The organism is Pirellulales bacterium (assembly GCA_019636345.1).
Taxonomy (GTDB): domain Bacteria; phylum Planctomycetota; class Planctomycetia; order Pirellulales; family Lacipirellulaceae.
On sequence record JAHBXQ010000006.1, the window covers coordinates 145,613 to 167,629 of the forward strand.

Here is a 22,017-nt window from a genome sequence, read left to right on the forward strand (position 1 = left end):
GGACGACCGTCGCCAGCAGGACGATGGCGCACCACGCAGTTTTAGGCGTACGGCAGACAAGGAACTGCGACTCGACCACGTTCGTCCCCGAAGAGACAGCATTCGTTGCACGGCGTCAACGCATTCAACATACAGAATTGAAGCGAGCGGCGCCAACTCGTCCGCAGACTGCAGCTTGCGGCCGGGGGCCTGTTCGGGACCGCGAGTCAACTGTTCACTTCGCGCAATAACAAGCTCTCACCTTGTCAACTCCCAGGCAGTCCCGGTGCGAGAAGGAAGCTCCAGCGCGAGAACTCCGAGCGAGCCGTCAAGTTGGGCGGCCCCCATGCGGGGCCAAATCTGGCGATACATTCCTTGCAGTTCCGGGGGAAGCTTCACTTCTGCGCTGACTGCGACTTCGTCAGCATTCACTGCAACGACGATTGATTGGCGTTCTGCTGTGCGAGCCATTACGTACGAACCTCCGACGGCGTGGAGGTTTCTGAGCGATCCGATTCGCAAGGCTTCGTGGTCGCGCCGCAGTCCGATCGCTTCGCGGTAGAACTGCAGCAGGCTTCCGTCCCACGACTCGGGATGATGCCAGGGGAACGCCTCGCGACAGTGGGGGTCGTTGGCGCCGGCGAGGCCGACTTCGTCGCCGTAATACACGCAGGGCGCCCCGGGCAGCGTCATCTGCAGCAGCACGCAGAGCCGCTGCGCGGTCGGGTCTTGGACGATCCACGCCAGCCGGGCCATGTCGTGGCTGTCGAGCATGTTCATCTGGGCGAAGTTCACTTCCCAGTCGTAGTAGCCGTACATGCGATCGAGAAGCGCGGCGAACTGCGGTGCATCGATCGGGGCGAAGTGCAGATGAGGATGAACGTTGTCGTTGCGGAACGTCTTGCCGGCGCAGAAGCTGACCAGCGGGCCGGTGATCACGTAGTTCATCACCCCGTCGAATTGGTCTCCTTGCAACCAGCGGCGCGCCTCGTGCCAAATCTCGCCGCAGATGTACGCCTCCGGGTTTCCCGCTTTGACGACTTGGCGAAAGGTGCGCCAGAAGTCGTCGTCGTCGATCTCGGCCGGCACGTCGAGTCGCCAGCCGTCGATGCCGAAGTCGATCCAATGTCGCGCCACGTCGAAGAGGTATTGCCGGACCGCGGGGTTCTTGGTGTTGAACTTGGGAAGCGCCGGCAGATCCCACCAGCAGGAGTAGTTGGGGGTCTCTCCCTTTTCATTCGGATACGGTTTCAACGGCCAGCCGTGGACGTGGAACCAGCCGAGATACGGCGAGTTCCCCCCGGTCTCCAAGATATGGTGAAACGCCCAAAAACCCCGGCTGGCGTGGTTGAACACGCCGTCGAGCACGACGTGCATCTCGCGGCTGTGGGCGGCATCGAGCAGCTCGCGCAGCGCTTCGTTCCCGCCCAGCAGGGGATCGACCCGCAGGTAGTCGAACGTGTGATAGCGATGCGTCGACGCCGAGGCGAAGATCGGGTTCAAGTAGAGCGCGTTCACCCCCAGCTCGCTGAGATAGTCGAGCTTGTCGACGATTCCGCGGAGGTCGCCTCCTTGGAAAGCGTCGACCTCGGGTGCGGTTCCCCACGGCGCGAACCGCGTTCCTGGCGGGTGGACGGTCCGATCGCTGCGGGCGAAGCGGTCGGGAAAGATCTGATAGAACACCGCGTGCTTCACCCAGTCGGGCGTGCGGACGCGGCGGCGGTGGAGTTCGGCGAGACGGCGATCGAGGCTGTGCATGCGCGAAGCGAAACCGAGAACAGGCGTTGTGAAACTCGCAGTCTACCCCCCCGAGACCGCGCCGACGACCAGCAGCGGTTCGGCGCCGGCGACGATCGGCCCCGGCAGCGGGGCATCGAGCGATTCGTCCGACCAATCCTCGTTGCAGACGAAGTACCGCAGATAGGGGCGCCGCCGGCCGGTCGCAGGGTCGCGGATCGTCCCGCGCAGCGCGGGAAACTGGACCTCGACGGCGTCGATCACGGCGTTCATCGTCACCGGCCCGTCGATCGACAGGGCGAGTTCCCCTTCAATCTTCGCCAACGCGCGGAGCGGCGACGGCAGCATGACTCGGATCATGGCAGGGTTTGCACCTCGACCGAGAGTACTGCCGGCAAGTCGCGAACGATTGGCCGCCAGTGGTCTCCCCCGTCGGCCGAGCCGTAGACTTGGCCCCCCGTCGTACCGAAATAGATTCCGCACGGGTCGAGTTCGTCGGCGGTCATTGCGTCGCGGAGGATGTTCACGTAGCAGTCCTGCTGCGGCAAGCCGTCGGTCAGCGGCTCCCACTCGTTCCCGCCGGTCCGGCTGCGATAGACCCGCAGCTTGCCCTCGGGAACGTAGTGCTCGGCGTCGCTCTTGATGGGGACCACGTACACGGTGTCCGGTTCATGAGCGTGCACCTGGATCGGGAACCCGAAGTCCGTGGGCAAATTGCCGCTGATCTCGTGCCAATTGTCGCCGTAGTCGTCGCTTCGCATCACGTCCCAGTGCTTTTGCATGAACAACACGTTGGGGCGCGCCGGGTGCATATCGATTCGGTGGACGCAGTGCCCCACCTCGGCCGTCGGATCGGGAATGTACTGGCTGTGCAGCCCGCGATTGATCGGCCTCCAGGAGCCGCCCCCGTCGTCGGTGCGGAACGCCCCGGCAGCGGAGATGGCGACGTACATCCGCCGCGCGTCGCTCGGGTCGATCTTGATCGTGTGGAGGCACATCCCCCCCGCCCCCGGCGCCCATGCGGGACCTTGGCAGGCCCGCAGCGCGGGCAACTCGTGCCACGCGTGGCCGCCGTCGGTCGTGCGGAACAGCGCCGCATCTTCAATCCCTGCATAGACGACGTCGGGGTCGTCCGCCGCGGGCTCGAAATGCCATACCCGCTTGAACTCCCACGGATGTGGCGTGCCGTCGTACCACTGGTGGGCGCCGGGGTCGCCGTCGTAGGCGAACTGATTGCCGACCGCGTTCCAAGTGATTCCGCCGTCGTCGGAGCGCTGGACGACTTGGCCGAACCAACTGCTCGTTTGCGAGGCGTAGATGCGGTTGGGATCGGCAGGCGATCCTTTAACGTGGTAAATCTCCCAACCTCCGAAATGAGGTCCCGCGACGGACCACTGGCGACGGGCCCCGTCGGAGGTCAACACGAAGGCGCCCTTGCGCGTCCCGACCAACAATCGCACCCCGGCCATGGCAAGATGGTCTCCGCTAGCGGCGTTCGCCAACGCCAAGGAGCTGGATGAATTCCGCAACAGTCGTTGCGAAGCGGCAGGAATCGTTTGTACAGTGCCAAATCGAGACAATCAAGCTTGTCTTTTGGGGAACTGAGAGGCATGCGCCATCCGTGGGTACTCGAGGGAGGCGGCCCGGCGGCGCAAGGGACGTCGAGGGGAACCGCGCTGCGCACGGTCCTTTCGCCGGTGACAAGATTCGCCTCGACTAATATTCCTACGAGCGAGAATATTCACTGCTTCCGGCGGTTAGTGCGAAGACGACGTGACCTGCTCTCTTCTTGGAATCTCTGCGCGACCGCGCGAGCCAATTCTGCCCAAGAGCAGGAGAACTCCTCATCCCTCGCCAGACATGGAAGGCTTTCAGGATCGGAGCGGATTCGCCTGAAGGGAGATGCGAGATTCGTCGGATTTTCGAGAACTCTTTGCGAAAAAACGAGGTAAGGATTTCCTCCCGCTTGCTGTTGCTGTGAAGAGAGTACGGGAAATCTGCGCCGCCGGGCGCAGTTGGTCGACGACGCCGCGGCAAGTGCGCGCAGTTTGTACGGGACGCCGGCGCTACGGCTCCTTCCTGTCCTGCTGCCGTGCTGAGATTGCATTCACGGGTAGAGCAGGGAATTCACTCGGACTTCCAACTGCAGCGTCGGTTGCCGATGCTGCGCGAGGTACGATAGGATGACCCAACCGCGGGTTCGCTTCCCGCAGGCTTGCTGTTCGAACCTGTTTGCCAACGGCCGCCGGCCGCCGATTCGTCATGTGAAGGATTCGCTATGGACCCGTGGCCCCTGGGCGTGTTCGCCAGTATCGATGCGGGGTTAGGCGTGCGTCTCGATGTCGTGCGCGAGTTGCATGTGCCGACCGTCCATCTCCACACGCCGCACGCCGCGTCGCGGACTGCCGAACGGGCGGCTCGCTTCCTGGCCGAGCTTGATGCGGCGAACATCCGCATCTCGTGCGTCTTCGCGGGATTCGACGGGGAGAGTTACGCCGACATTCCGACCGTCGCCCGCACCGTGGGACTCGTCCCTTCGGCGAGTCGCGAAGGACGGACGAGCGAATTGTTGGGGATCGCCGATTTCGCCCGCCTGCTGGGAGTCGACGTGGTCGGCGTGCATGTCGGTTTTGTGCCGCACGACGCCGCCAGCGAGGACTATCGAGCGATCGTCGCCGTAATGCGTCGCGTGTGCGACCATCTGGCGGGCAACGGGCAGGCGCTCCATCTCGAGACGGGGCAAGAGCCGGCCGACGTGCTGCTGGGGTTCCTCAAGGACGTCGAGCGCGGCAACTTGTTCGTCAATTTCGATCCCGCGAACATGATCCTCTACGGCGTCGGCGAACCGCTGCCGGCGCTCCGCACGTTGGGCGAGTACGTCCGCAGCGTCCATTGCAAGGACGCCACGTGGTCGGACCGCCCTGGCCAGACGTGGGGGCAAGAGGTTCCGTTGGGTGCGGGGGCCGTCGATTTCCCTGCGTATTTGCGGACCCTGAAAGACATCGGCTACACGGGACCGCTGACGATCGAACGGGAAATCCCCCAGGAGCCGGCACGCCAAAAAGCCGAAATCGCCGCAGCGGTCGAACTGCTGACGCGGTTGCGTGCGGAATTGTGGGAATAACATCCGCCCGCGAATGACGCGCAAGGTCGCGGAGGAACATAAGAACCAGCGCAGGCGAATTGAGCCTGGCGTCTGGGCGTTCGCTGAGCATTATTTTGCGAGCATTCGCGAGATTCGCGGTCCGCCGAGGAATACCAGCATGATCAACGTCGGCATCGTCGGGCTCGGGTTCATGGGGATGATCCATTACCTGAGCTACAAGAAGATCCCGGGCGTTCGCGTCGCCGCGATCTGCGAGGTCGACGAGCGGCGTCTCGCCGGCGATTGGACCGACATTAAGGGCAATTTCGGCCCTGCCGGCGCGCAGACGGACTTGAGCGACGTCGCTACGTTCACGTCGTTCGACGAAATGCTCGCGACGACCGCGCTCGATCTGGTCGACGTGACGCTCCCTCCCGCGATGCACGCCGAGGCGACCTGCAAGGCGCTTGCCGCGGGACGGCACGTGTTCTGCGAAAAGCCGATGGCGCTGGACCTGAACGAATGTCGCGCCATGTCGACCGCTGCGGCGACGGCGAATCGGCGATTGTTCATCGGGCACGTCTTGCCGTTCTTTCCCGAGTACGCCTGGGCGCTCGACGCGGCGCGGAGCGGGCGCTACGGCGCCTTGCGCGGCGGGGCCTTTCGGCGAGTCATTTCGAACCCGGCGTGGCTTGCCAATTACTGGGTCGCGGACAAGGTGGGAGGGCCGCTGTTGGATCTTCACGTCCATGATGCGCACTTCATTCGGTTGCTGTTCGGGCGTCCCGACGAGGTCGTCAGCCGCGGGCGAACCCGTGCGGGCCTGCCCGAGTTCTGGCACTCGCTGTTTTCGTTCGCTGACGGCGGTCAAATCGTCGAGGCCACGAGCGGCACGATCGATCAACCGGGACGATCGTTCAATCACGGGTTCGAGATTCACTTCGACTTGGCGACGCTGCAGTTCGAGTTCGCCGTGTTGGGGGACGCGGGACGATACCTCTGCCCGCCGATGGTGCTGCACGCCGACGGAGGCGCAGAGCGAGTCGACCTTGGAGACGGCGACCCCATGAACGCGTTCGCCGCGGAGTTGCGCACCGTCGCGGACTGCGTGCGCGAAAACCGAGAAAGCGACGTGCTCAACGCCGCTTTGGCGGAGGACGCCGTCGAATTGTGCCATTTGCAGGCCGAAAGCGTCGCGTCGGCGCCTCGTCGCGCTGCGACAAGCGTTTAGAATGATTGACGACGCCCCGAGTCGTTCGTCGGCCGCAATGCGACGGACTTGTCACTCGATTCCAACCTCCCGCGATCGATACCATTCTCCGCTATGAGCACGATGTCCGCGCCTGACGCACGGTCCGCCGCCCCCGTCGCAACCGGCAACTCCGCCGAGGAGCGCCGTTTTGCCAAGTTCGAAAAGATTCCGGTTCGCGTCTACGCGCATGCGGGCGAAGCGAGTCGAGCCGTCGCGGCGGAGATCGCCGCACTGGTGCGTCGCCGCGCCGAAGAGGGGCGCTCCTGCGTGCTGGGACTCGCCACCGGCAGCACGCCTGTCGGCGTTTACGGAGAACTCGTGCGGCTGCACCGAGAGGAAGGTTTGTCGTTCAAGCATGTCGTGACGTTCAATCTCGACGAGTACTTCCCCATGCAGCCCGACGAACTGCAAAGCTACGTGCGGTTCATGTGGGAGCACCTGTTCGACCACATCGACGTCGAGCGCGACAACGTCCACATCCCCGACGGCACGTTACCGGAGGACCAAGTCGAGGACCACTGCCGCGCCTACGAGGAAGCGATTCGCGCCGCGGGGGGCATCGACATTCAATTGCTGGGGATCGGCCGCACGGGGCATATCGGATTCAACGAACCGGGCTCGGGACGCGACAGTCGCACCCGCATGATTACGCTCGATCGGGTGACGCGCCGCGACGCGGCGAGCGACTTTTACGGCGAGGATCACGTCCCCCGTCGGGCGATCACGATGGGGGTCGGTTCGATCCTCGAAGCCCGCAAGGTCGTGCTGATGGCCTTCGGCGAAGGAAAGGCGAACGTCGTCGCAAAGGCGGTGGAGGGAGAGATCTCTTCGATCGTCGCCGCGAGCTACTTGCAGGAGCACCCGCAAGCCGAGTTCGTGCTCGACGCAGCGGCCGCCGAAGGGCTGGTCCGTCGATCGTCCCCGTGGCTTGCCGGCCCGGCGGCATGGGACGCCGCGTCGATCCGCAAGGCGGTCATCTGGCTCGCTTCGCGGCTGAAGAAACCGATCCTCAAGCTCACCGAGGAGGACTACAACGAAGAAGGCCTCCAGGAATTGCTCGCCAGTCACGGACGCGCCTACGACATCAACGTCGAGGTGTTTCGCGAGCTTCAGCGGACAATTACCGGTTGGCCGGGAGGCAAGCCGGAGAATCGTCGTCGCGCCGACGACGGGCCATGCGTCGATCACCGGACGTTCCCTAAACGCGTCCTGATCTTCTCGCCTCACCCGGATGACGACGTCATTTCGATGGGGGGGACGCTGATCCGGCTGGTCGATCAGGGGCATGAGGTTCATGTCGCCTACCAGACTTCGGGCAATATCGCGGTGTTCGACGACGACGCGATTTGCTTCATGGATTTCGTCGCTGAATTCAATCGCCACTTCGGCATCGACCCGGCGCGGACCGCGGAGCTTGAGGCCCACATCGAGGCGTTCGTCAAGAACAAGCAGCCGGGACAGGTCGACAGCCCCGAGGTGCAACTGATCAAGGGGCTCATCCGCCGCACCGAGGCTCGCGCCGCGACCCGTTGTTCGGGAGTCCCCGAGAGCCAGCTTCACTTCATGGACATGCCGTTCTACGAAACGGGGCGGGTGCGCAAGAAGCCGTTGGGCGAGGACGACATCCGCCTCACTGTCGAACTGCTTCGCAAAGTGCAGCCGCATCAAGTCTACGCGGCGGGCGATTTGTCCGATCCGCACGGCACGCACCGGACTTGTTTGTCGGCCATTCTGCAGGCGTGTCAGGTCGTCGCGGACGACGAATGGTATCAGCAATGCGTCGTGTGGCTGTACCGCGGCGCGTGGCAGGAGTGGGGGCCGCATCAGATCGAAATGGCCGTGCCGCTGAGCCCGCAGGAATTGCTGCGCAAGCGAATGGCGATCTTCAAGCACGAATCGCAAAAAGACAAAGCCCTGTTTCCCGGTCCCGATCCGCGGGAGTTTTGGCAACGGGCCGAGCAGCGGAATCGCACGACCGCCGAGTTGTATGATGCGCTGGGCTTGGCTGAGTACGAGGCCATTGAGGGATTCGTCCGTTGGAAGGGCGATCTCGACGCAGTTCTCTAGCGTCGTGGGATTGTACGATCGCCTGCGAAGATTCCCCGCAAAGGCGAGGCGGCCGGGATCGGTCGAAGCGAACCCCGGGTCGATTTCCTGGGGACTTTGCTGCGCTACCGCCCCGGCCCCCCAGCTTGTTCGCGGAATCAACGAAGCAAGCTTCAAACGGCGACGGTTGGAAGGCTCGGGCGGCCTCTTGTATACTGGGAGGGTCGCTTGCGATTCGCCCTTGAGGGGACGACGCGACCGAGGCGCTGTTGGCCGCTCTTCTCACCCCAGCCGGTTCTTGTCGTGAACTGCCGCTTGCCAATTCTCGCTGCGAGCCTGGCGGTCGCTGCGCTGGTGGTCGTCCCCAGCCGAGCGGAGGACGCCGTGCATTACAACAGGGACGTCCGGCCGATCTTGTTCGACGCCTGCGTGTCGTGCCACGGACCTGACAGCGCATCGCGCGAGGCCGACCTGCGGCTCGACGTTCGTGAGCAAGCGGTCGACATGGGAGCAATCGTTCCGGGAGATCCTGAATCGAGCGAGATGCTGCGTCGGATTCTCTCGGACGATCCCGACGAGCGGATGCCGCCGCCGGAGCTCAAGAAGACGCTCACCGCCGAGCAGAAGGAGATTCTTGTGCGGTGGATCGCCGAAGGCGCGGCGTACGAACCGCTCTGGTCTCATATCCCTCCCCGGCGCCCCGCCGAACCTGACGTTGCCGACGCCGACTGGCCTCGCAACGGAATCGACCGATTCATCCTGGCAAAGCTTGCCGAAAACGGGCTGGCGCCGGTCGAGGAGGCGGATCGCCGCACGCTTGCGCGTCGCGCGTCTCTCGATCTTGTCGGTTTGCCGCCGACGGTCGAGCAACTCGCCGAGTTTCTTGCCGACGACGCCCCCGACGCCTACGAGCGGTACGTCGAGCGACTGCTCGCTTCGCCCCGCTGGGGCGAGCACCGAGCCCGCTATTGGCTCGACGCGGCTCGGTACGCCGACACGCACGGCATCCACTTCGACAACTATCGCGAGATGTGGTCGTACCGGGATTGGGTCATTCGGGCGTTCAATCAGAACATGCCCTTCGATCAATTTACGATCGAGAATCTCGCCGGCGATCTGCTGCCGGCGGCAACGCTCGAACAGAAGATCGGCTCGGGGTTCAACCGGTGCAACATTACCACGAACGAGGGGGGGATTATCGACGAGGAGTACGTCGTCCTCTACGCCCGTGATCGGACCGAAACGACCAGCCACGTCTGGCTGGGCCTGACGGCCGGATGCGCAGTGTGCCACGATCACAAGTTCGATCCCCTCTCGCAGCGCGAATTCTACGAGCTGTCGGCCTTTTTCAACAATACGACGCAAGAGGCCAAGGACGGCAACGTGAAGGACACGCCGCCGATCGTGCGCGTGCCGCTCGTCGAGGATCGCGCGCGGTGGAGCGAATTGGTCGAAGCGATCCCGACCTTTGATCGCGAATTGGCCGAGCGACGGGAGAGCGCTCGGGGTTCGTTCGAGCGATGGCTGGCGTCGATCGCTCCCGAAGAGTTTGCCAAATGGCTGCCGCTGGAAGGGCTGCAATTGCACGCCCCGCTGGACGACGGCGACGATTCGATCGAATACCGCTTGCAGGGCGAAAGTCGCCGCGTCGACAAGCCCGCGTCGGTCGAATGGCGCCCGGGGCGGCTCGGCTCGCAGGGGGCCTATCTCTCCGGTGGCGCCGTGCTTGCCGCGGCCGAGGCGGGGGACTTCGAGAACGATCAGCCTTTCGCCGTTGCGGCGTGGATCAAGATTCCCGCCAAAGGAGGGAGCGCCGCGGTCCTTGCCCGCATGGACGAGGAGGCGAACCACCGCGGCTGGGATCTGTGGATCGAAGGGCGGCGCGTCGGCACGCATCTGATCAACAGTTGGCCCAAGAACGCCCTGAAGGTCGTCACCCGCGAGCCGGTCTCCGCCAACGAATGGGTCCATGCGGCCGTCGTTTACGACGGCCGTCGCGACGCGACGTCAGTGCGCATCTACGTCAACGGCGTCGTGCAGCCGACCGAGATCCTCGCCAATTCGCTCTCCAAGACGATTCGCACCGAGACGCCGCTGAAGCTCGGCCAGCGCCGCAACTCGTCGCCCTTGACCGGATCGCAGGTCGAAGACGTGCGCGTCTACTCGCGGGCGCTCGACGAGGACGAGGTGCTGACGCTGGCCACAACGGCCGCGATCGCCTCGGCGACGACCGTGCCGCCGGCCGAGCGCCCGGCTGCGGAGCTCGAGGCCCTCTACGCTTGGTGGTCGCGGATCGTCGACGAACGGGGGCGGGAGCTGTTCCTCAAGCAGCGGGCCTTTCGCAGCGAGTTGACCGCCATCGAATCGCGCGGCACGTTGGCCCATGTCATGCAGGAGCGCCCCGATCCCCCCAAGGCGTACGTCCTCAACCGGGGCGAATACGACCAGCGCCGGGACGAAGTGACCCCCGCGACCCCCGCATTTCTCCCCCCCATGCCCGCCGACTTGCCGCGCAACCGGCTGGGGCTCGCACAATGGCTGCTCTGCGAGGAGAACCCGCTGACCGCTCGGGTGACGGTCAATCGGTACTGGCAGGAGGCGTTCGGCCAAGGCTTGGTCCGCACGGCCGGCGATTTCGGCATGTCGGGCGAGCTCCCCTCGCACCCCGAATTGCTCGACTGGCTGGCGATCGAGTTTCGCGAGTCGGGTTGGGACGTCAAACACATGTTCCGCCTGCTGGTCACGAGCAGCGCGTATCGTCAGAGCGCCCTCGTTTCGCCGGAGGCCCGGGAGCGCGACCCTGACAACCGTCTGCTGTCGCGGGGACCGCGGTTTCGGATGGACGGCGAGATGATTCGCGACTATGCCCTGGCGGCCAGCGGCACGCTGTCGCCCAAGATCGGCGGGCCGAGCGTCAAACCGTACCAGCCCCCGGGCGTGTGGGAGGCGGTCGCGATGATCGGCTCGAACACCCGCGATTACAAGCAGGATTCCGGCGAGTCGCTCTATCGTCGCAGCTTGTACACGTTCTGGAAACGGTCGGCGCCCCCCGCGTCCCTGGAGACGTTCAACGCCCCGTCGCGGGAGAACTGCACCGTGGTCCGCGAACGCACCAACACGCCGCTGCAGGCCTTGGTGACGCTCAACGACCCGCAGTTCGTCGAGGCGGCCCGGCGGCTCGCTCAGCGGGCGATTCACGAGGCGGGGGGCGAATTCAACGGCCGAGCCGAGTTCCTCGCCCAGCGGGTGCTCTGCCGACCGCTCCTCCCCGAGGAGCGAAAGATCGTCCGCAGCACGTTCGAGGCGCTGGTGTCTCACTACGCAGTCGACGCGGCCGACGCCCAGGCGCTGATCACGGTCGGGGAATCGCCGGTCGACGCGACGATTCCGCCCGCCGAGTTGGCATCCTGGACGATGGTCGTCAATCAGTTGTTCAATCTCGACGAAGCGTTGAACAAGTAATCTCTCGCCGCCAGAGGTTCCGAGACCCCCACGGTCATTCGCCCTATGTCGATACTCAGAGAACTTCGCACCGCCGTCAGCCGGCGCCACTTCTTGCTCGACGGGGGACACCTCCTGGGGACCGCTGCGCTGGCCGCTTTGGGCGGGGGCGCCGCGGCATCGTTGGCTCAGGCGGCGAGCGGCGGCTCGCGGCTTCATTTCGCTCCCCGGGCTCGGCACGTCATCTATCTGCACATGGTCGGCGGACCGCCGCAGATGGACATGTACGACTACAAGCCGGTCATGGGCCAATGGTATGACAAGGACCTCCCCGAGTCGGTCCGTATGGGCCAGCGGCTTACGACGATGACCAGCGGTCAGGCGCGGTTTCCCATCGCCCCGAGCAAGTACACGTTCGAGCGGTGCGGCGAGTCGGGGATGTGGGTCTGCGAGCTCATGCCCTGGATGAAGAAGATGGTCGACGACGTGCTGTTCGTCCGCAGCATGCAGACCGACGCCATCAACCACGAGCCGGCCATCACCTTCATGCAGACCGGCAACCAGGTTCAAGGTCGGCCTTGCCTGGGTTCGTGGGCGTCGTATGGCCTGGGCTCGCTCAACGAAGATCTGCCGACGTTCGTCGTCATGGTCGCCCGCTCGACGAACACCGAGCAAGTCCAAGCGATCTCCGGGCGGTTGTGGTCGAGCGGGTTCCTTCCCGGCGAACACGCGGGGGTCGGCTTTCGCACCGCCGGCGATCCGATTCTGTATCTCAACGACCCGGCCGGGGTCCCTCGCGACGTTCGCCGGGCCACTCTCGACGGCATTCGCGCGCTCAACGAACTCAACTACCGCCGGCTCGGCGATCCGCAAACCCAAACGCGCATCCAGCAGTACGAGCTGGCGTTCCGCATGCAGGCCAGCGTGCCTGAGTTGGTCGATTTCAAGAACGAGCCCGGCTCGACATTCGATCTGTACGGCGAAGCGGCTCGCGAGCCGGGGACCTTCGCCAACACGGCCTTGTTGGCCCGGCGGATGGTCGAGCGGGGCGTGCGATTCGTCCAGATCTATCACAACAACTGGGACACGCATGCGAACGTCGCCGGTCGGCTCCCCGATCAGTGCCGCGACGTCGACCAAGCTTGCTTCGGGCTCGTGCAGGACCTCAAGCAGCGGGGCCTGTTGGACGATACGCTGGTGATTTGGGGCGGCGAGTTCGGCCGGACAATTTACTCGCAGGGGGGGCTGACGCACGAGAACTACGGCCGCGACCACCATCCCCGCTGCTTCACGATGTGGATGGCCGGCGGCGGCGTCCGGGCCGGGCACATCCATGGCGAGACCGACGACTTCTCCTACAACGTCGTCCAGGACCCTGTGCCGGTTCGCGACCTGCACGCCACAGTGCTTCACCAACTGGGCTTCGACCACGAGCGATTCGCGGTGAAGCACCAAGGCCTCGACCAGCGCCTCACCGGCGTCCTGCCGGCACGGGTCGTTTCGGAGCTTCTGGCGTAAGCGGCCGCAGCCAAGCGGTCCATGTCGCCGCCGAGGGCGCCAAGGACGCAGAGCAATGCTCGCGAGTTGTCGCCTGCGAACGGGAACGGGCGGGAGAGCCGAGTCTAGGACGGCGTTGCTCCAGGCCTGACGAGCCCCGGCGAGCCGAACGCGTCAGGCCTGCACCGCTCCCCTCCGCGTTGATCGTTAACTCGCCGCAGCTACGCGAGCTTCGCTTTGCGAGCGGTCAGAAACCCGTAGGCCGCCACGACGGCGAAGCAGAGCAAGGGGAGCAGGAATGAGACGCGGACCGATTCCAGCGTCCGGCCGGCGAACTGGAAGTCGCCCATGTCGATGATTCGTCCCTGCAGCGGCGGCATGAGCGCCCCGCCGACGATCGCGAAGATCAGCCCCGCGGAGCCGAGCTTGGCGTCGTCGATCGACAAGCCGTCGAGGGCGATCCCGTAGATCGTCGGGAACATGAGCGACATGCAGGCGGAGATTCCGACGAGGCAATACAACCCGGGGAAACCCTGCAAAAAAACGGTTCCCAGCGACAACGCCATGCCGCCCAGCGCGAGCGTTCCGAGCAACAGCCCCGGGCTGACGTATCGCAGAAAAAACGTGCAAATGAACCGACTAGTCACGAAGATGACCATGGCCGCTATGTTGTAGCCTTGCGCCTCCGAGGCGCTGAGTCCCAACAGCGTCATGCCGTAGTGGATGATGAACGTCCAGCACATGATTTGGGCGCCGACGTACGCCGTCTGGGCGACGACCCCCCCGACGTAGCGGAAATGCATCAGGTTCTTCAGCACTTGCAGCGGATGGATGTCCTCCTCGGGATGGCCCGTGGCGGGCAGGCGAGAAACTATGAACAACGCCATCACTCCCAATACGACCAAGCCGAGGACGATGTAAGGAACGCGGATCGTCGCGAGATCGTTTTCTTGCAACTGGGAGTAGGCTTCGGGCTCCGACTCGTGGAACTCGACCAGTGCGCCGGTGATCGCTTTGTCCACCTGGGCGGGCGCCATCGTCTTGTACTCGGGGTGCAGCTCCGCCTGCTTCGCGCGAAACTCGTTGACGTCGAGCGCCGGCAAGATCAATTGGCTGGCCACCCACATGCCGACCAGCGAGCCCATGGGGTTGAACGACTGGGCGAGATTCAAGCGACGGGTCGCCGTTTCGATCGGTCCCAGCGAGAGGATATAAGGGTTCGCGCTGGTCTCCAAGAACGCCAAACCGAAGGTGAGTATGTAGTAGGCGATCAGGAACAGATTGAATTCCTTCGCCATGCTGGCGGGGATGAATAACAGCGCCCCGACGGCGTACAACGCGAGGCCGACGACAATGCCCGTCTTGAACGAATACTTGCGAATGATCAGCGCGGCCGGCAGCGCCATCGTGGCGTAACCGCCATAAAATGCGAACTGCACCAGACTGCTCTGGAAGTTGCTCAGAAGGAATATGTCTTTGAACGCCTTCACCATGGGATTGGTGATGTCGTTCGCGAATCCCCACAACGCAAACAGGCTCGTGACGAGAATGAAGGCGTACAGATACGGCCGCGGGACGACCGGCGACGTGACGCCGGCGGCGGGGGATTGGGAGGCGGACATGGCGGCTCGGGCGATGAGGGAGTGGCGAGTACGACAAGCAGACGACAGGTGCAAATGAACCGTAAGATCGATCAGCCGGCCGCGGCGCTCCAGCCCCGCGGTCAGAACCCGCGGAGGGCCGTGCTGCTGCGGCCTTCGAGACCTGGTTTGGGGCGACGAGTAAGGACATGGTACTTGATGCCGTGCCGCTCGCAAAAGGTCCGCTTCTCGGGCCGATCGCCGTCTTCGTTCACCGCGTAAACGTCGGGGCGAATCAGGGCGATCTCCGGCTCGGCGTCGAGCCAGCCGTCGCCGCTGGAGACGTAGGCCCGGCGTACGAAGCGAATTGCCCCGGCCATGTACCTCCGTTCCTGTTCGGGAAACAGCGGGTGGTGCGGGCCCTTAAGCTGCCGCACGTTCGCGTCGTGCCCGACGACGACGTGCAACTCGCCCAACTCGGCGACCTCCTCGAAAAACCGCACGTGTCCCGTGTGGAGCCAGTCGTAACAGCCGGTGACGATCACCTTCGACCGCGGGGGAGCGTCCTGCGGGCCGTCGACGTCCGTCGGCTCGGGAAAGCCGGCGAGTTCCGCGTCGCTCAATACGCGGTACTCGCCCCCCGAGGCGCGCACTAGCCGCTCGTCGACGGCATTGGCGGTACGCTCGTCGACGAACCACGCGGCTCCGGGGACGCTCTGATTAACGGCCAGTTCCGCTTCACGACCGCGATCAGCCGCCGCGAGCGGCTGGACCTGCGCGACGAACCGCACCGATTCGACGAAGTAGCGTCGCTCGGGCAGAGGAAACTTCGGCTCGGCGCCCGTCGCGGCCCGAACAACGTCGTCGTCCCACAATTGCACGCAGACCGGCCCCGTTCGGGCCGCTTCCTGCAGCAAACGGATGTGACGCGATCGGAGGTCGTCGAAGCTGGCCGAGACGTAGACCGGTTTCATAGCGAGAACGATCCAAGATACTGGGAAAGGTTTCGCCACGGAGGCGCCGAGCGACCAGCGAGAATGAACATGGGAGCCTCCGCCTCAATCCATGCCAGAACGAAGTTGCGAGTCAGTTCCGCAAGCGGTGGACTTGGCACTTGGAATCGATCTGGCCTCCGTGGCGCTACGGCGAGGACCATCAACAGCGCACATCGACGTGAAACGCCCCCGGGACGGGGTCTTCGCTGAGTACGAACAGATATCCGCCGCCGCAACCAGAGTACATGGCGCCCGGGTAGCGGGACTGATAGTGGGCGAGGATTCCCAGAAGATCGAGCGTGATCGTTCGGTGCCGCACCGTGCCGGGGAGCAGCGCCCCCCACGCCCGCATGCACTCGTTCGCTGCGGCGCCCAGCGCCCCGACGTCGCGGGCGAGGATTGCGTCGTAACAGTCGCGTCCCGAGCGGCCGAGCCGCTCGACCCATGCCGGGTCGATGGATTTCTCCTCGAGCGGGTTGTACCCCGGCGGCCGCGGCGCGACGGCGATCACGTTGACCACTTGCTCGAGCCACGCGCACGTTTCGGGATCGCAGTGCGACTCGATGCGGCAGGGAAAGATCCCCCCCTCGTGCTCCGCATCGTAATCGAGCCGGTTTACGCCGGGGTAAACCAGCCCGATCATGTCCTGCGAGCCGGAGGGTTCGTCCTTCCCCGCGTTCTCCGCAACATAGAGTTCGCGGACCAACTGGGCCGGGTCCCCGTCGGGGAGCTTGTTCCCCCACAGCGCCCGGGCCTGTTTGCGCGTCCCGGTGGCGATTCCGGCTCGCTCGATGAACGGCATCGTGGGGCGCACGCCGACGACGACCATCGAACCGGGGGGGGAGGGATTCGCGCGCGACACGAACGGCTGGTCGATCCACCCGCCGGCCAGGGCCAGCCGATACGGGACGTCGCCGATCGCGTCGGTCAGTTTCGTGTCAGAGCGATTCATGCCGACTGCAAAATGATGTTGCCGTATTGGGTGGTGTCGCCGGTGCGGATCAGCCCCGTCGCCGCCGGAACGCGGCGTTTGAAGTCGAGGTGCGGTTCAAACGCGATGGGCACGGGGGCCAACAGGTCTGAGTACTCCTCAAGTACGGTCGCGTCGTTCTCGCCCATGAATTCTTGCGCCATCCAGGCCGCGCCGATCACGAAGTTCCCGCGCAACGCCGCCAGCACCTGCCGAACGCGGGGGACGTCGTCCACGAGCGACAGGTCGACCGTCTCGACCCCCGGGAACGACGGGAACCCCCGATCGGCGATGACCAGCGTGTTCGTGTGTCGCACGCGGGCGAGCAAGTGGAGGACGTGGGGATTCAAGATTCCGGTCTTTAACATGGCGTCGAACTTGTTAGTTCTGCAGGGGGAGTTCGCCTCTTTCCTGTCGGCTCAGTTCTTTTCGAATCACATTGAATAGATCCTTGTCATCCGTGGTCAAGAACCAGACCTACCCAGTTCAGCGGACGATTGTATAAAACGCCCCGACCAAGACCGCCACGGCGACCCAGCCGGCCAGGAACCCCGCGACCGACAGCCGGGACGGTCGCAGGATCTCGAGTCCCCACGCGTCGATCAACACGCGGCGCGGGGCCGGCGTCACGCTTGCGGGAAGTCGGCAATTGTGCGCCGGCGGTTCGTCGGGCGCCACGGGGGTGCGGATCAACTCGTAGAACTGAGTCAGCTTCTCGGCGGCGACCGGCTTGGTGAGCAGGCTGACGACGATCCCGGCGACGGTCGCGGCTGCTGTGTAGAACATGACGACCCACGGCTCGCTGATTGCGAGCGAGGCGCCTTCTTTCCCCGTGGCGAGCAGGCCCCACGGTTCAGCGACGCTCCATACGGCGACATGCGCGGCCAGTTGCGGTCGAGTCGCCAGCCACCACGCGGCGAACCCGGCGAGCGTCGCCGCCCACGCCCCCGCCACGGTCGTTCGCCGCCAGAACAGCCCCAGCCAGAACGCGATCCCCATCATCGGGGCGATCCTCAGCCAAATGTCGAGCGCCTCCTTCACCCCCGGGACCCAGAACGCGAACGCCAGTCCCCCGGCGACCACCGCCAGCGAGGTCACGCGGCCGACAGTGAGATAGTGCCCTTCACTGCGTCCGAGGGCCAGCGGCTTGTACACGTTCGTCGTGAACAACCCCGCCGAGGAGATCATGAACGCGTCGCAGGAGCTCATCGCGGACGCCAAGAGCGACGCGATGAACAATCCCAACAACCCCGGCGCCAGTCGCGGCAGAAACCAGTTGGCAAGATCTCCGTAGACGTGATCGGGTTTGACTTCGTCCAGCGGGACTCCGCGGTTCATATACCACGCCACCGCGGCCAGCGCCGTGATGCACCACGCCATCGTGCAAAGTCGCTTCACGAGATTGCCGACCATGAATCCGACACGACCGTCCATTTCCGTGCGACCCGCGGCGCAAACACCCATGATGAACGGCTGAGCGACGATTCCGATCAGCGCCTGGAGGGCGTAGGCCGCGACGAAAAACGCGCTGATCTCCCCCGGAACGACCAACCGCAGCAGATCGGGATTGGAGATCGTCTCCTTGGCGCCCGCCAGTCCGCCGACCTCGCTCAGAACGAACGGCAGCAGCATGAACGAAAACGCCAAGGTGAGAATCCCTTGCACGTAGTCAGTGATGATCGCCGCCGCCAACCCCCCCGCGGCGCCATAGGCGACGAACAGCACGGTGACGGTCCAGATCGCCTTGTCCGCCGGGTAGGCGCCCCCCGTGGAGGCCTCGATGAGGGCCCCGGCGCCCTTGAGCATCAGGCCGATCTTCACTGACAGCCCGACGATTCCCACGACGGCGAACAACGCCCCGACGCTGCGATCGAACCGCAGCGTGTAGGCGTCGGCGGTCGTGGTGGCCCGCAGGCGGCGCATCACCGGGGCGATGAGCCAGTAGAACGGGGTCGCGGGAAGCCACAGCCACTGCCACCAGATGCCGGACAGGCCGTGCTGAAACGTCGTCGAGGCGACGGTCACAGCCTGATCGGCGGCGGTGCCCGTGCCGAAGGCGTTGAAGATCATCATCCCCTTGCCGAACGACCGGGGCATGAAGAAGTCGCCCGACGTCTTCACCCGCCGTGCAGTCCACGCTCCCAGCACGGTGATGCCTACCAGGTACAGTGCGATCAACAGCTTGTCGAGCAGATGCAGCTCGCTCATGGCCGGGGGGCTCCGTCCGGCTGGTTGGATCGCTCTGTTTCTGCCGCTTCTTCTGCGAGATACTCCTGGTAAGCGGCGGCGAGTTCGGACGCGTCGCTGCGACCGTCGTGCACCAGCACGCCGAATCGCAGCCGCAGCGGATGAGCAGCGCTCGCTTCGATGCGGCTCGGCTCGCCCTGCTTGAACGCTTGGCGCCCGAACGGGTTCGCCACCAGCAGCCCGTAGTCGCGGGCGTGGAACCAGCTTGGGCGAACGTTGTCAGGATGGCAGAAGATCGCGATCCCCGCGGGCGCTCCGGCGACGTCGCCGCTGAAGTCGCACCAGGGAGAAGCTTTCCCCCACACCTCGGCGCCCCCCGCCCGCCCCGCGGCGTCGAGAATGCGCCCGTTTCCCGCGGGGATGGCGCCCCGACGCTGCCGCTCGGACCGCATTTCGGTGGCGACGCGCACGCCCAGCCCCATCTCCTCTTGGTCGCCGAAGATGCATGGCTTGTCGGCAGTGAACAGCGAGTCCCACAGCAGCAGCCAACCCGACGGTCGCACGAGGATCGTCGCGCGAAACTCCTCCGCGCAGACGGTCTGCTCGGGAGAGTTCTGGTCGGCGTAACGGAACTTCGCGGACAATTCGCCGCGACCCGCGCCTCCCGCGGTCCGCATGGATCCGACGATCAGTTCGACCGCGGCCTTGTTCCGCCAGGAATCCGACCCGCTCACGTCGCCGAACGCCAACCACAACCCGGGGTGAAACGTCGGGTGGTCGGCCAGATCGTGTTGGGGATCGGGGGGGAGCCGGCGCGTCACCTCGACCCCCGCAGGGGTGCGAAGCCGAGCGAAGAAAGGGCGGGTGATTTCATCGTCGCGGTAGGAATACTCGGCGATCTGTCGTCCGTCGACCGACACGGCGACCGTTCCGGCGCCATCGTCCGACAACGAAACCTGTTCTCCTGCCGGCGCGGCCGCCTGGGCGATTGTCTCGGCGAGGAGAACAACTGCGAGCAGCCCCGGGCGCCGGGCGACATAGCGAATCGCGTTCAAGTGGCCGCCCCTTCGGGAATCGCCCAGTGACCCTCGGCCCGATACTGACGGCGGGCCAGTGCGTTTGCCTCGGCGTCTTCCAGGATGGCGCCGGTCGACGGATCGATTGCCAGCGTCCGTCCGACTCGCAGAGCGATGTTCGCGTAGTGAACCGGCGCCACGCTGGCGACGCCGACCGGGATCGGCGCATTGAGCGACTTTCCGTTGCGGATCGCCTCGATGAAGTTGTCGAGATGCGGGAACCCCGCTTCCCCCTCGGGACGGATTTCTTGCACGAGTTTGTTGTCGTCGTCGGTGATCCGCAGCTTGCCCCGTTTGCTGAGGAACATCTGCCCCTGCGTGCCGTAAAATTCGACGCCGCTGTCGCAATTCAGGGGGTAGTTCTTCGACCAGAGCCGCATCTCGAAGACCAACTGCTTCGGCTGCCCGGTTGTTTGGGCGCCAGCGTACTCGAACGTACAGGTCGCCGTATCGGGAAACTGTTGATCGTCGTTGAAGCGGTACTTCCCCCCCAGGGCCGCGACCCGCGTCGGGGGCCCCGCGACTCCAAGACCCCACTGGGCGTAGTCCAGCTCGTGCGCCCCGTCGTTGCCGACGTCGCCGGTGCCGAAGTTATGCCACCAATGCCAATGCGTGTGAAATCGATTCTCCTGAAACGGCATGAACTCCGCGGGCCCGACCCACAGGTCGTAATCGACGCCCGGCGGCGGAATCGCGGGGCTCTTGCGGCCGATGTCATCGCGACGCTGGACGTTCCAGGCCCGCGCGACGAGGACCTCGCCGATGACCCCTTCGTGCAACTGCTGGATTGCATCGCGCGTGAACGGGCGACTCCGCTGCTGCGTGCCGTGTTGAATGACGACCCCCGTGCGACGGGCGGTCTCGAGCAGCAACTCCCCTTCGCGGAGGTTGTGACAGCACGGTTTCTCCAAATAGACGTGCTTCCCCGCGTTCGCGGCGAGAATGGCGGCCGGGGCGTGCCAGTGGTCGGGGGCGGCGACGATCACGCCGTCGACGGCAGGATCGTCGAGCAGCCGTCGCAAATCGGCGACGGCCCTCTCCGCCGGGACATTGTTGGCCTTGGCCGCGGCGGCGAGCCGCGCCGCGTCGGGATCGCACACATAAGCGACTCGCCCCGTGAACGCCCGGGCGCGGACCCCGCAGCCGATGAGCGCCAGCCTCGGCTCGTCGCGCAGCGGGGCGGCGCTCCGCGCGATGCGCGGGATCGCAGCCAGCGAGGCGGTCGTCGCCAGGGACTTCAGCACGGTGCGGCGGTCGGGCGTGGTCATGATGCGGATCCTTGTTGCGATCTCGCCGAGCGGCGTCTCGCCACAGCCTCGATCGCCGCGATGATCGCCGAGTTGTCGGCGTCGCTCAGCCCTTGCTCCTCGCCGGCGACAAGCAACTCGCGATGGAGCGAGCTGACCGGCAGATCCAGCCCGGCGCGACGACCTTCGGCCAAGATCAAGTCGACGTCCTTGCGGTGCTGAGCCAAACGGGCCTCGACGGCGAAATCCCGCTCGACCATCTTGCGGCCCTTCACGTCCATGACCGCCGAGCGACTGTTGCTGTTCTTAAGCACCTCCAGCGCCGCGGACGGATCGAGACCCGCCCCCTCGGCCAGCAGCAGTCCCTCGGCCAGCGCGACGCGGTTGAGTCCCAGGATGAGGTTGTTGACCAGTTTCATCCGCGCCGCCGCGCCCCAGGGCCCGACGTGAAATCGCCGCGGCGCGATCGCGTCCAACAGGTCGGCGTTCGCATCGATCGCCGAGCGTTCGCCGCCCAGGATCGCCAGCGCTTCGCCGCGGCGGGTCTGTTCGCTCGAAGCGGCGATCGGCGTTTCGAGATACGATATCCCCTGCTCGGCGAGTCGGGCGCCGAGCGCCGCGGTTTCATTTGGCTCGCCGGTCGTCGTGTCAATGATTGCCTGCCCGCGGCGGAGGTCCGTCTCCATCTGTGCGAGCAGCTCGACGACATGTTCCGTGCGGTACAGGCAGACGACCGCTCGACTGCACTCGGCCAGCGGGCGATCGGACCAGCGGGCCCCGCGCGCCACCAAGGGTTCGGCTTTCTCGCGGGTTCGGTTGTAAACGACCACTTCGAACCCCGCCCCCAACAACCGTTCAGCCAGTGCCGTGCCCAACAGGCCCAGCCCGATCATTGCGACGCTGCCGTTGCGGGGGTCGTTCACGT

Annotated in this window: 16 protein-coding genes; 5 read left to right on the top strand and 11 right to left on the bottom strand. The window is 65.1% G+C overall.

Annotated features, from left to right (window positions below):
* Nucleotides 1–237 precede the first annotated feature (237 nt).
* From KF688_15170 to KF688_15180, 3 genes are read right to left on the bottom strand one after another with little or no spacing between them, the layout of a single operon-like run.
* On the bottom strand, nucleotides 238–1,737 hold the full coding sequence (locus KF688_15170; GenBank protein MBX3427017.1) for a glycoside hydrolase family 13 protein: 1,500 nt from the start codon (nucleotides 1,735–1,737) through the stop codon (nucleotides 238–240).
* 42 nt (nucleotides 1,738–1,779) lie between these two features.
* Nucleotides 1,780–2,076 carry a MoaD/ThiS family protein gene (locus KF688_15175; protein ID MBX3427018.1) on the bottom strand — a complete coding sequence of 99 codons (297 nt, stop codon included), beginning with the start codon at nucleotides 2,074–2,076 and terminating at the stop codon, nucleotides 1,780–1,782.
* Nucleotides 2,073–3,185, bottom strand: a complete 1,113-nt coding sequence (locus KF688_15180; protein ID MBX3427019.1) for an exo-alpha-sialidase — start codon at nucleotides 3,183–3,185, stop codon at nucleotides 2,073–2,075. The genes KF688_15175 and KF688_15180 overlap by 4 nt, the downstream gene beginning before the upstream one ends.
* An 809-nt stretch (nucleotides 3,186–3,994) precedes the next feature.
* Here KF688_15180 and KF688_15185 point away from each other — a divergent pair.
* The 5 genes from KF688_15185 (at nucleotide 3,995) to KF688_15205 (ending at nucleotide 13,058) form a co-directional block, all read left to right on the top strand.
* Nucleotides 3,995–4,840: a sugar phosphate isomerase/epimerase gene (locus KF688_15185; GenBank protein ID MBX3427020.1), complete on the top strand. Its 846-nt coding sequence runs from the start codon at nucleotides 3,995–3,997 to the stop codon at nucleotides 4,838–4,840.
* Nucleotides 4,841–4,979: 139 nt separating this feature from the next.
* Complete coding sequence (locus KF688_15190) at nucleotides 4,980–6,032, top strand: Gfo/Idh/MocA family oxidoreductase (GenBank protein MBX3427021.1); 1,053 nt, start codon at nucleotides 4,980–4,982, stop codon at nucleotides 6,030–6,032.
* A 102-nt stretch (nucleotides 6,033–6,134) separates the two neighbouring features.
* A complete protein-coding gene (nagB, locus tag KF688_15195) occupies nucleotides 6,135–8,120 on the top strand; it encodes a glucosamine-6-phosphate deaminase (GenBank protein ID MBX3427022.1) in 1,986 nt (661 codons plus the stop codon).
* 282 nt (nucleotides 8,121–8,402) lie between these two features.
* Nucleotides 8,403–11,561, top strand: coding sequence for a DUF1553 domain-containing protein (locus KF688_15200; protein MBX3427023.1), 3,159 nt, complete (start codon nucleotides 8,403–8,405; stop codon nucleotides 11,559–11,561).
* 45 nt (nucleotides 11,562–11,606) lie between these two features.
* Nucleotides 11,607–13,058 (top strand): DUF1501 domain-containing protein, encoded by a 1,452-nt coding sequence (locus tag KF688_15205; GenBank protein ID MBX3427024.1) that lies wholly within the window; start codon nucleotides 11,607–11,609, stop codon nucleotides 13,056–13,058.
* A gap of 200 nt (nucleotides 13,059–13,258) precedes the next feature.
* On the opposite strand, the gene fucP is transcribed toward KF688_15205, so the two are convergent.
* From fucP to KF688_15245, 8 genes are all read right to left on the bottom strand, one after another.
* Nucleotides 13,259–14,659: an L-fucose:H+ symporter permease gene (gene fucP, locus KF688_15210; protein ID MBX3427025.1), complete on the bottom strand. Its 1,401-nt coding sequence runs from the start codon at nucleotides 14,657–14,659 to the stop codon at nucleotides 13,259–13,261.
* 101 nt (nucleotides 14,660–14,760) lie between these two features.
* Complete coding sequence (locus KF688_15215) at nucleotides 14,761–15,591, bottom strand: adenylyltransferase/cytidyltransferase family protein (GenBank protein MBX3427026.1); 831 nt, start codon at nucleotides 15,589–15,591, stop codon at nucleotides 14,761–14,763.
* Nucleotides 15,592–15,772: 181 nt separating this feature from the next.
* Nucleotides 15,773–16,564 (bottom strand): hypothetical protein, encoded by a 792-nt coding sequence (locus KF688_15220; GenBank protein MBX3427027.1) that lies wholly within the window; start codon nucleotides 16,562–16,564, stop codon nucleotides 15,773–15,775.
* Nucleotides 16,561–16,950: an RbsD/FucU family protein gene (locus tag KF688_15225; GenBank protein ID MBX3427028.1), complete on the bottom strand. Its 390-nt coding sequence runs from the start codon at nucleotides 16,948–16,950 to the stop codon at nucleotides 16,561–16,563. Before KF688_15225 ends, KF688_15220 begins: the two co-directional genes overlap by 4 nt.
* A 118-nt stretch (nucleotides 16,951–17,068) precedes the next feature.
* Nucleotides 17,069–18,790 carry a hypothetical protein gene (locus KF688_15230; protein MBX3427029.1) on the bottom strand — a complete coding sequence of 574 codons (1,722 nt, stop codon included), beginning with the start codon at nucleotides 18,788–18,790 and terminating at the stop codon, nucleotides 17,069–17,071.
* Entirely contained in the window at nucleotides 18,787–19,824 is a 1,038-nt protein-coding gene (locus KF688_15235; GenBank protein ID MBX3427030.1) for a PmoA family protein, read from the bottom strand. Before KF688_15235 ends, KF688_15230 begins: the two co-directional genes overlap by 4 nt.
* A complete protein-coding gene (locus KF688_15240; protein MBX3427031.1) occupies nucleotides 19,821–21,113 on the bottom strand; it encodes a Gfo/Idh/MocA family oxidoreductase in 1,293 nt (430 codons plus the stop codon). The genes KF688_15235 and KF688_15240 overlap by 4 nt, the downstream gene beginning before the upstream one ends.
* Nucleotides 21,110–22,015: an NAD(P)-dependent oxidoreductase gene (locus KF688_15245; GenBank protein MBX3427032.1), complete on the bottom strand. Its 906-nt coding sequence runs from the start codon at nucleotides 22,013–22,015 to the stop codon at nucleotides 21,110–21,112. Before KF688_15245 ends, KF688_15240 begins: the two co-directional genes overlap by 4 nt.
* Nucleotides 22,016–22,017 lie beyond the last annotated feature (2 nt).

Bases quoted from the DNA above. Each gene is read 5' to 3' on its own strand.
- KF688_15230 (MBX3427029.1), bottom strand. From the start codon at position 18,790: ATGAGCGAGCTGCATCTGCTCGACAAGCTGTTGATCGCACTGTACCTG.
- nagB (MBX3427022.1), top strand. From the start codon at position 6,135: ATGTCCGCGCCTGACGCACGGTCCGCCGCCCCCGTCGCAACCGGCAAC.
- KF688_15185 (MBX3427020.1), top strand. From the start codon at position 3,995: ATGGACCCGTGGCCCCTGGGCGTGTTCGCCAGTATCGATGCGGGGTTA.
- KF688_15240 (MBX3427031.1), bottom strand. From the start codon at position 21,113: ATGACCACGCCCGACCGCCGCACCGTGCTGAAGTCCCTGGCGACGACC.
- KF688_15225 (MBX3427028.1), bottom strand. From the start codon at position 16,950: ATGTTAAAGACCGGAATCTTGAATCCCCACGTCCTCCACTTGCTCGCC.
- KF688_15175 (MBX3427018.1), bottom strand. From the start codon at position 2,076: ATGATCCGAGTCATGCTGCCGTCGCCGCTCCGCGCGTTGGCGAAGATT.
- KF688_15205 (MBX3427024.1), top strand. From the start codon at position 11,607: ATGTCGATACTCAGAGAACTTCGCACCGCCGTCAGCCGGCGCCACTTC.
- KF688_15180 (MBX3427019.1), bottom strand. From the start codon at position 3,185: ATGGCCGGGGTGCGATTGTTGGTCGGGACGCGCAAGGGCGCCTTCGTG.
- KF688_15190 (MBX3427021.1), top strand. From the start codon at position 4,980: ATGATCAACGTCGGCATCGTCGGGCTCGGGTTCATGGGGATGATCCAT.
- KF688_15170 (MBX3427017.1), bottom strand. From the start codon at position 1,737: ATGCACAGCCTCGATCGCCGTCTCGCCGAACTCCACCGCCGCCGCGTC.
- KF688_15220 (MBX3427027.1), bottom strand. From the start codon at position 16,564: ATGAATCGCTCTGACACGAAACTGACCGACGCGATCGGCGACGTCCCG.
- fucP (MBX3427025.1), bottom strand. From the start codon at position 14,659: ATGTCCGCCTCCCAATCCCCCGCCGCCGGCGTCACGTCGCCGGTCGTC.
- KF688_15215 (MBX3427026.1), bottom strand. From the start codon at position 15,591: ATGAAACCGGTCTACGTCTCGGCCAGCTTCGACGACCTCCGATCGCGT.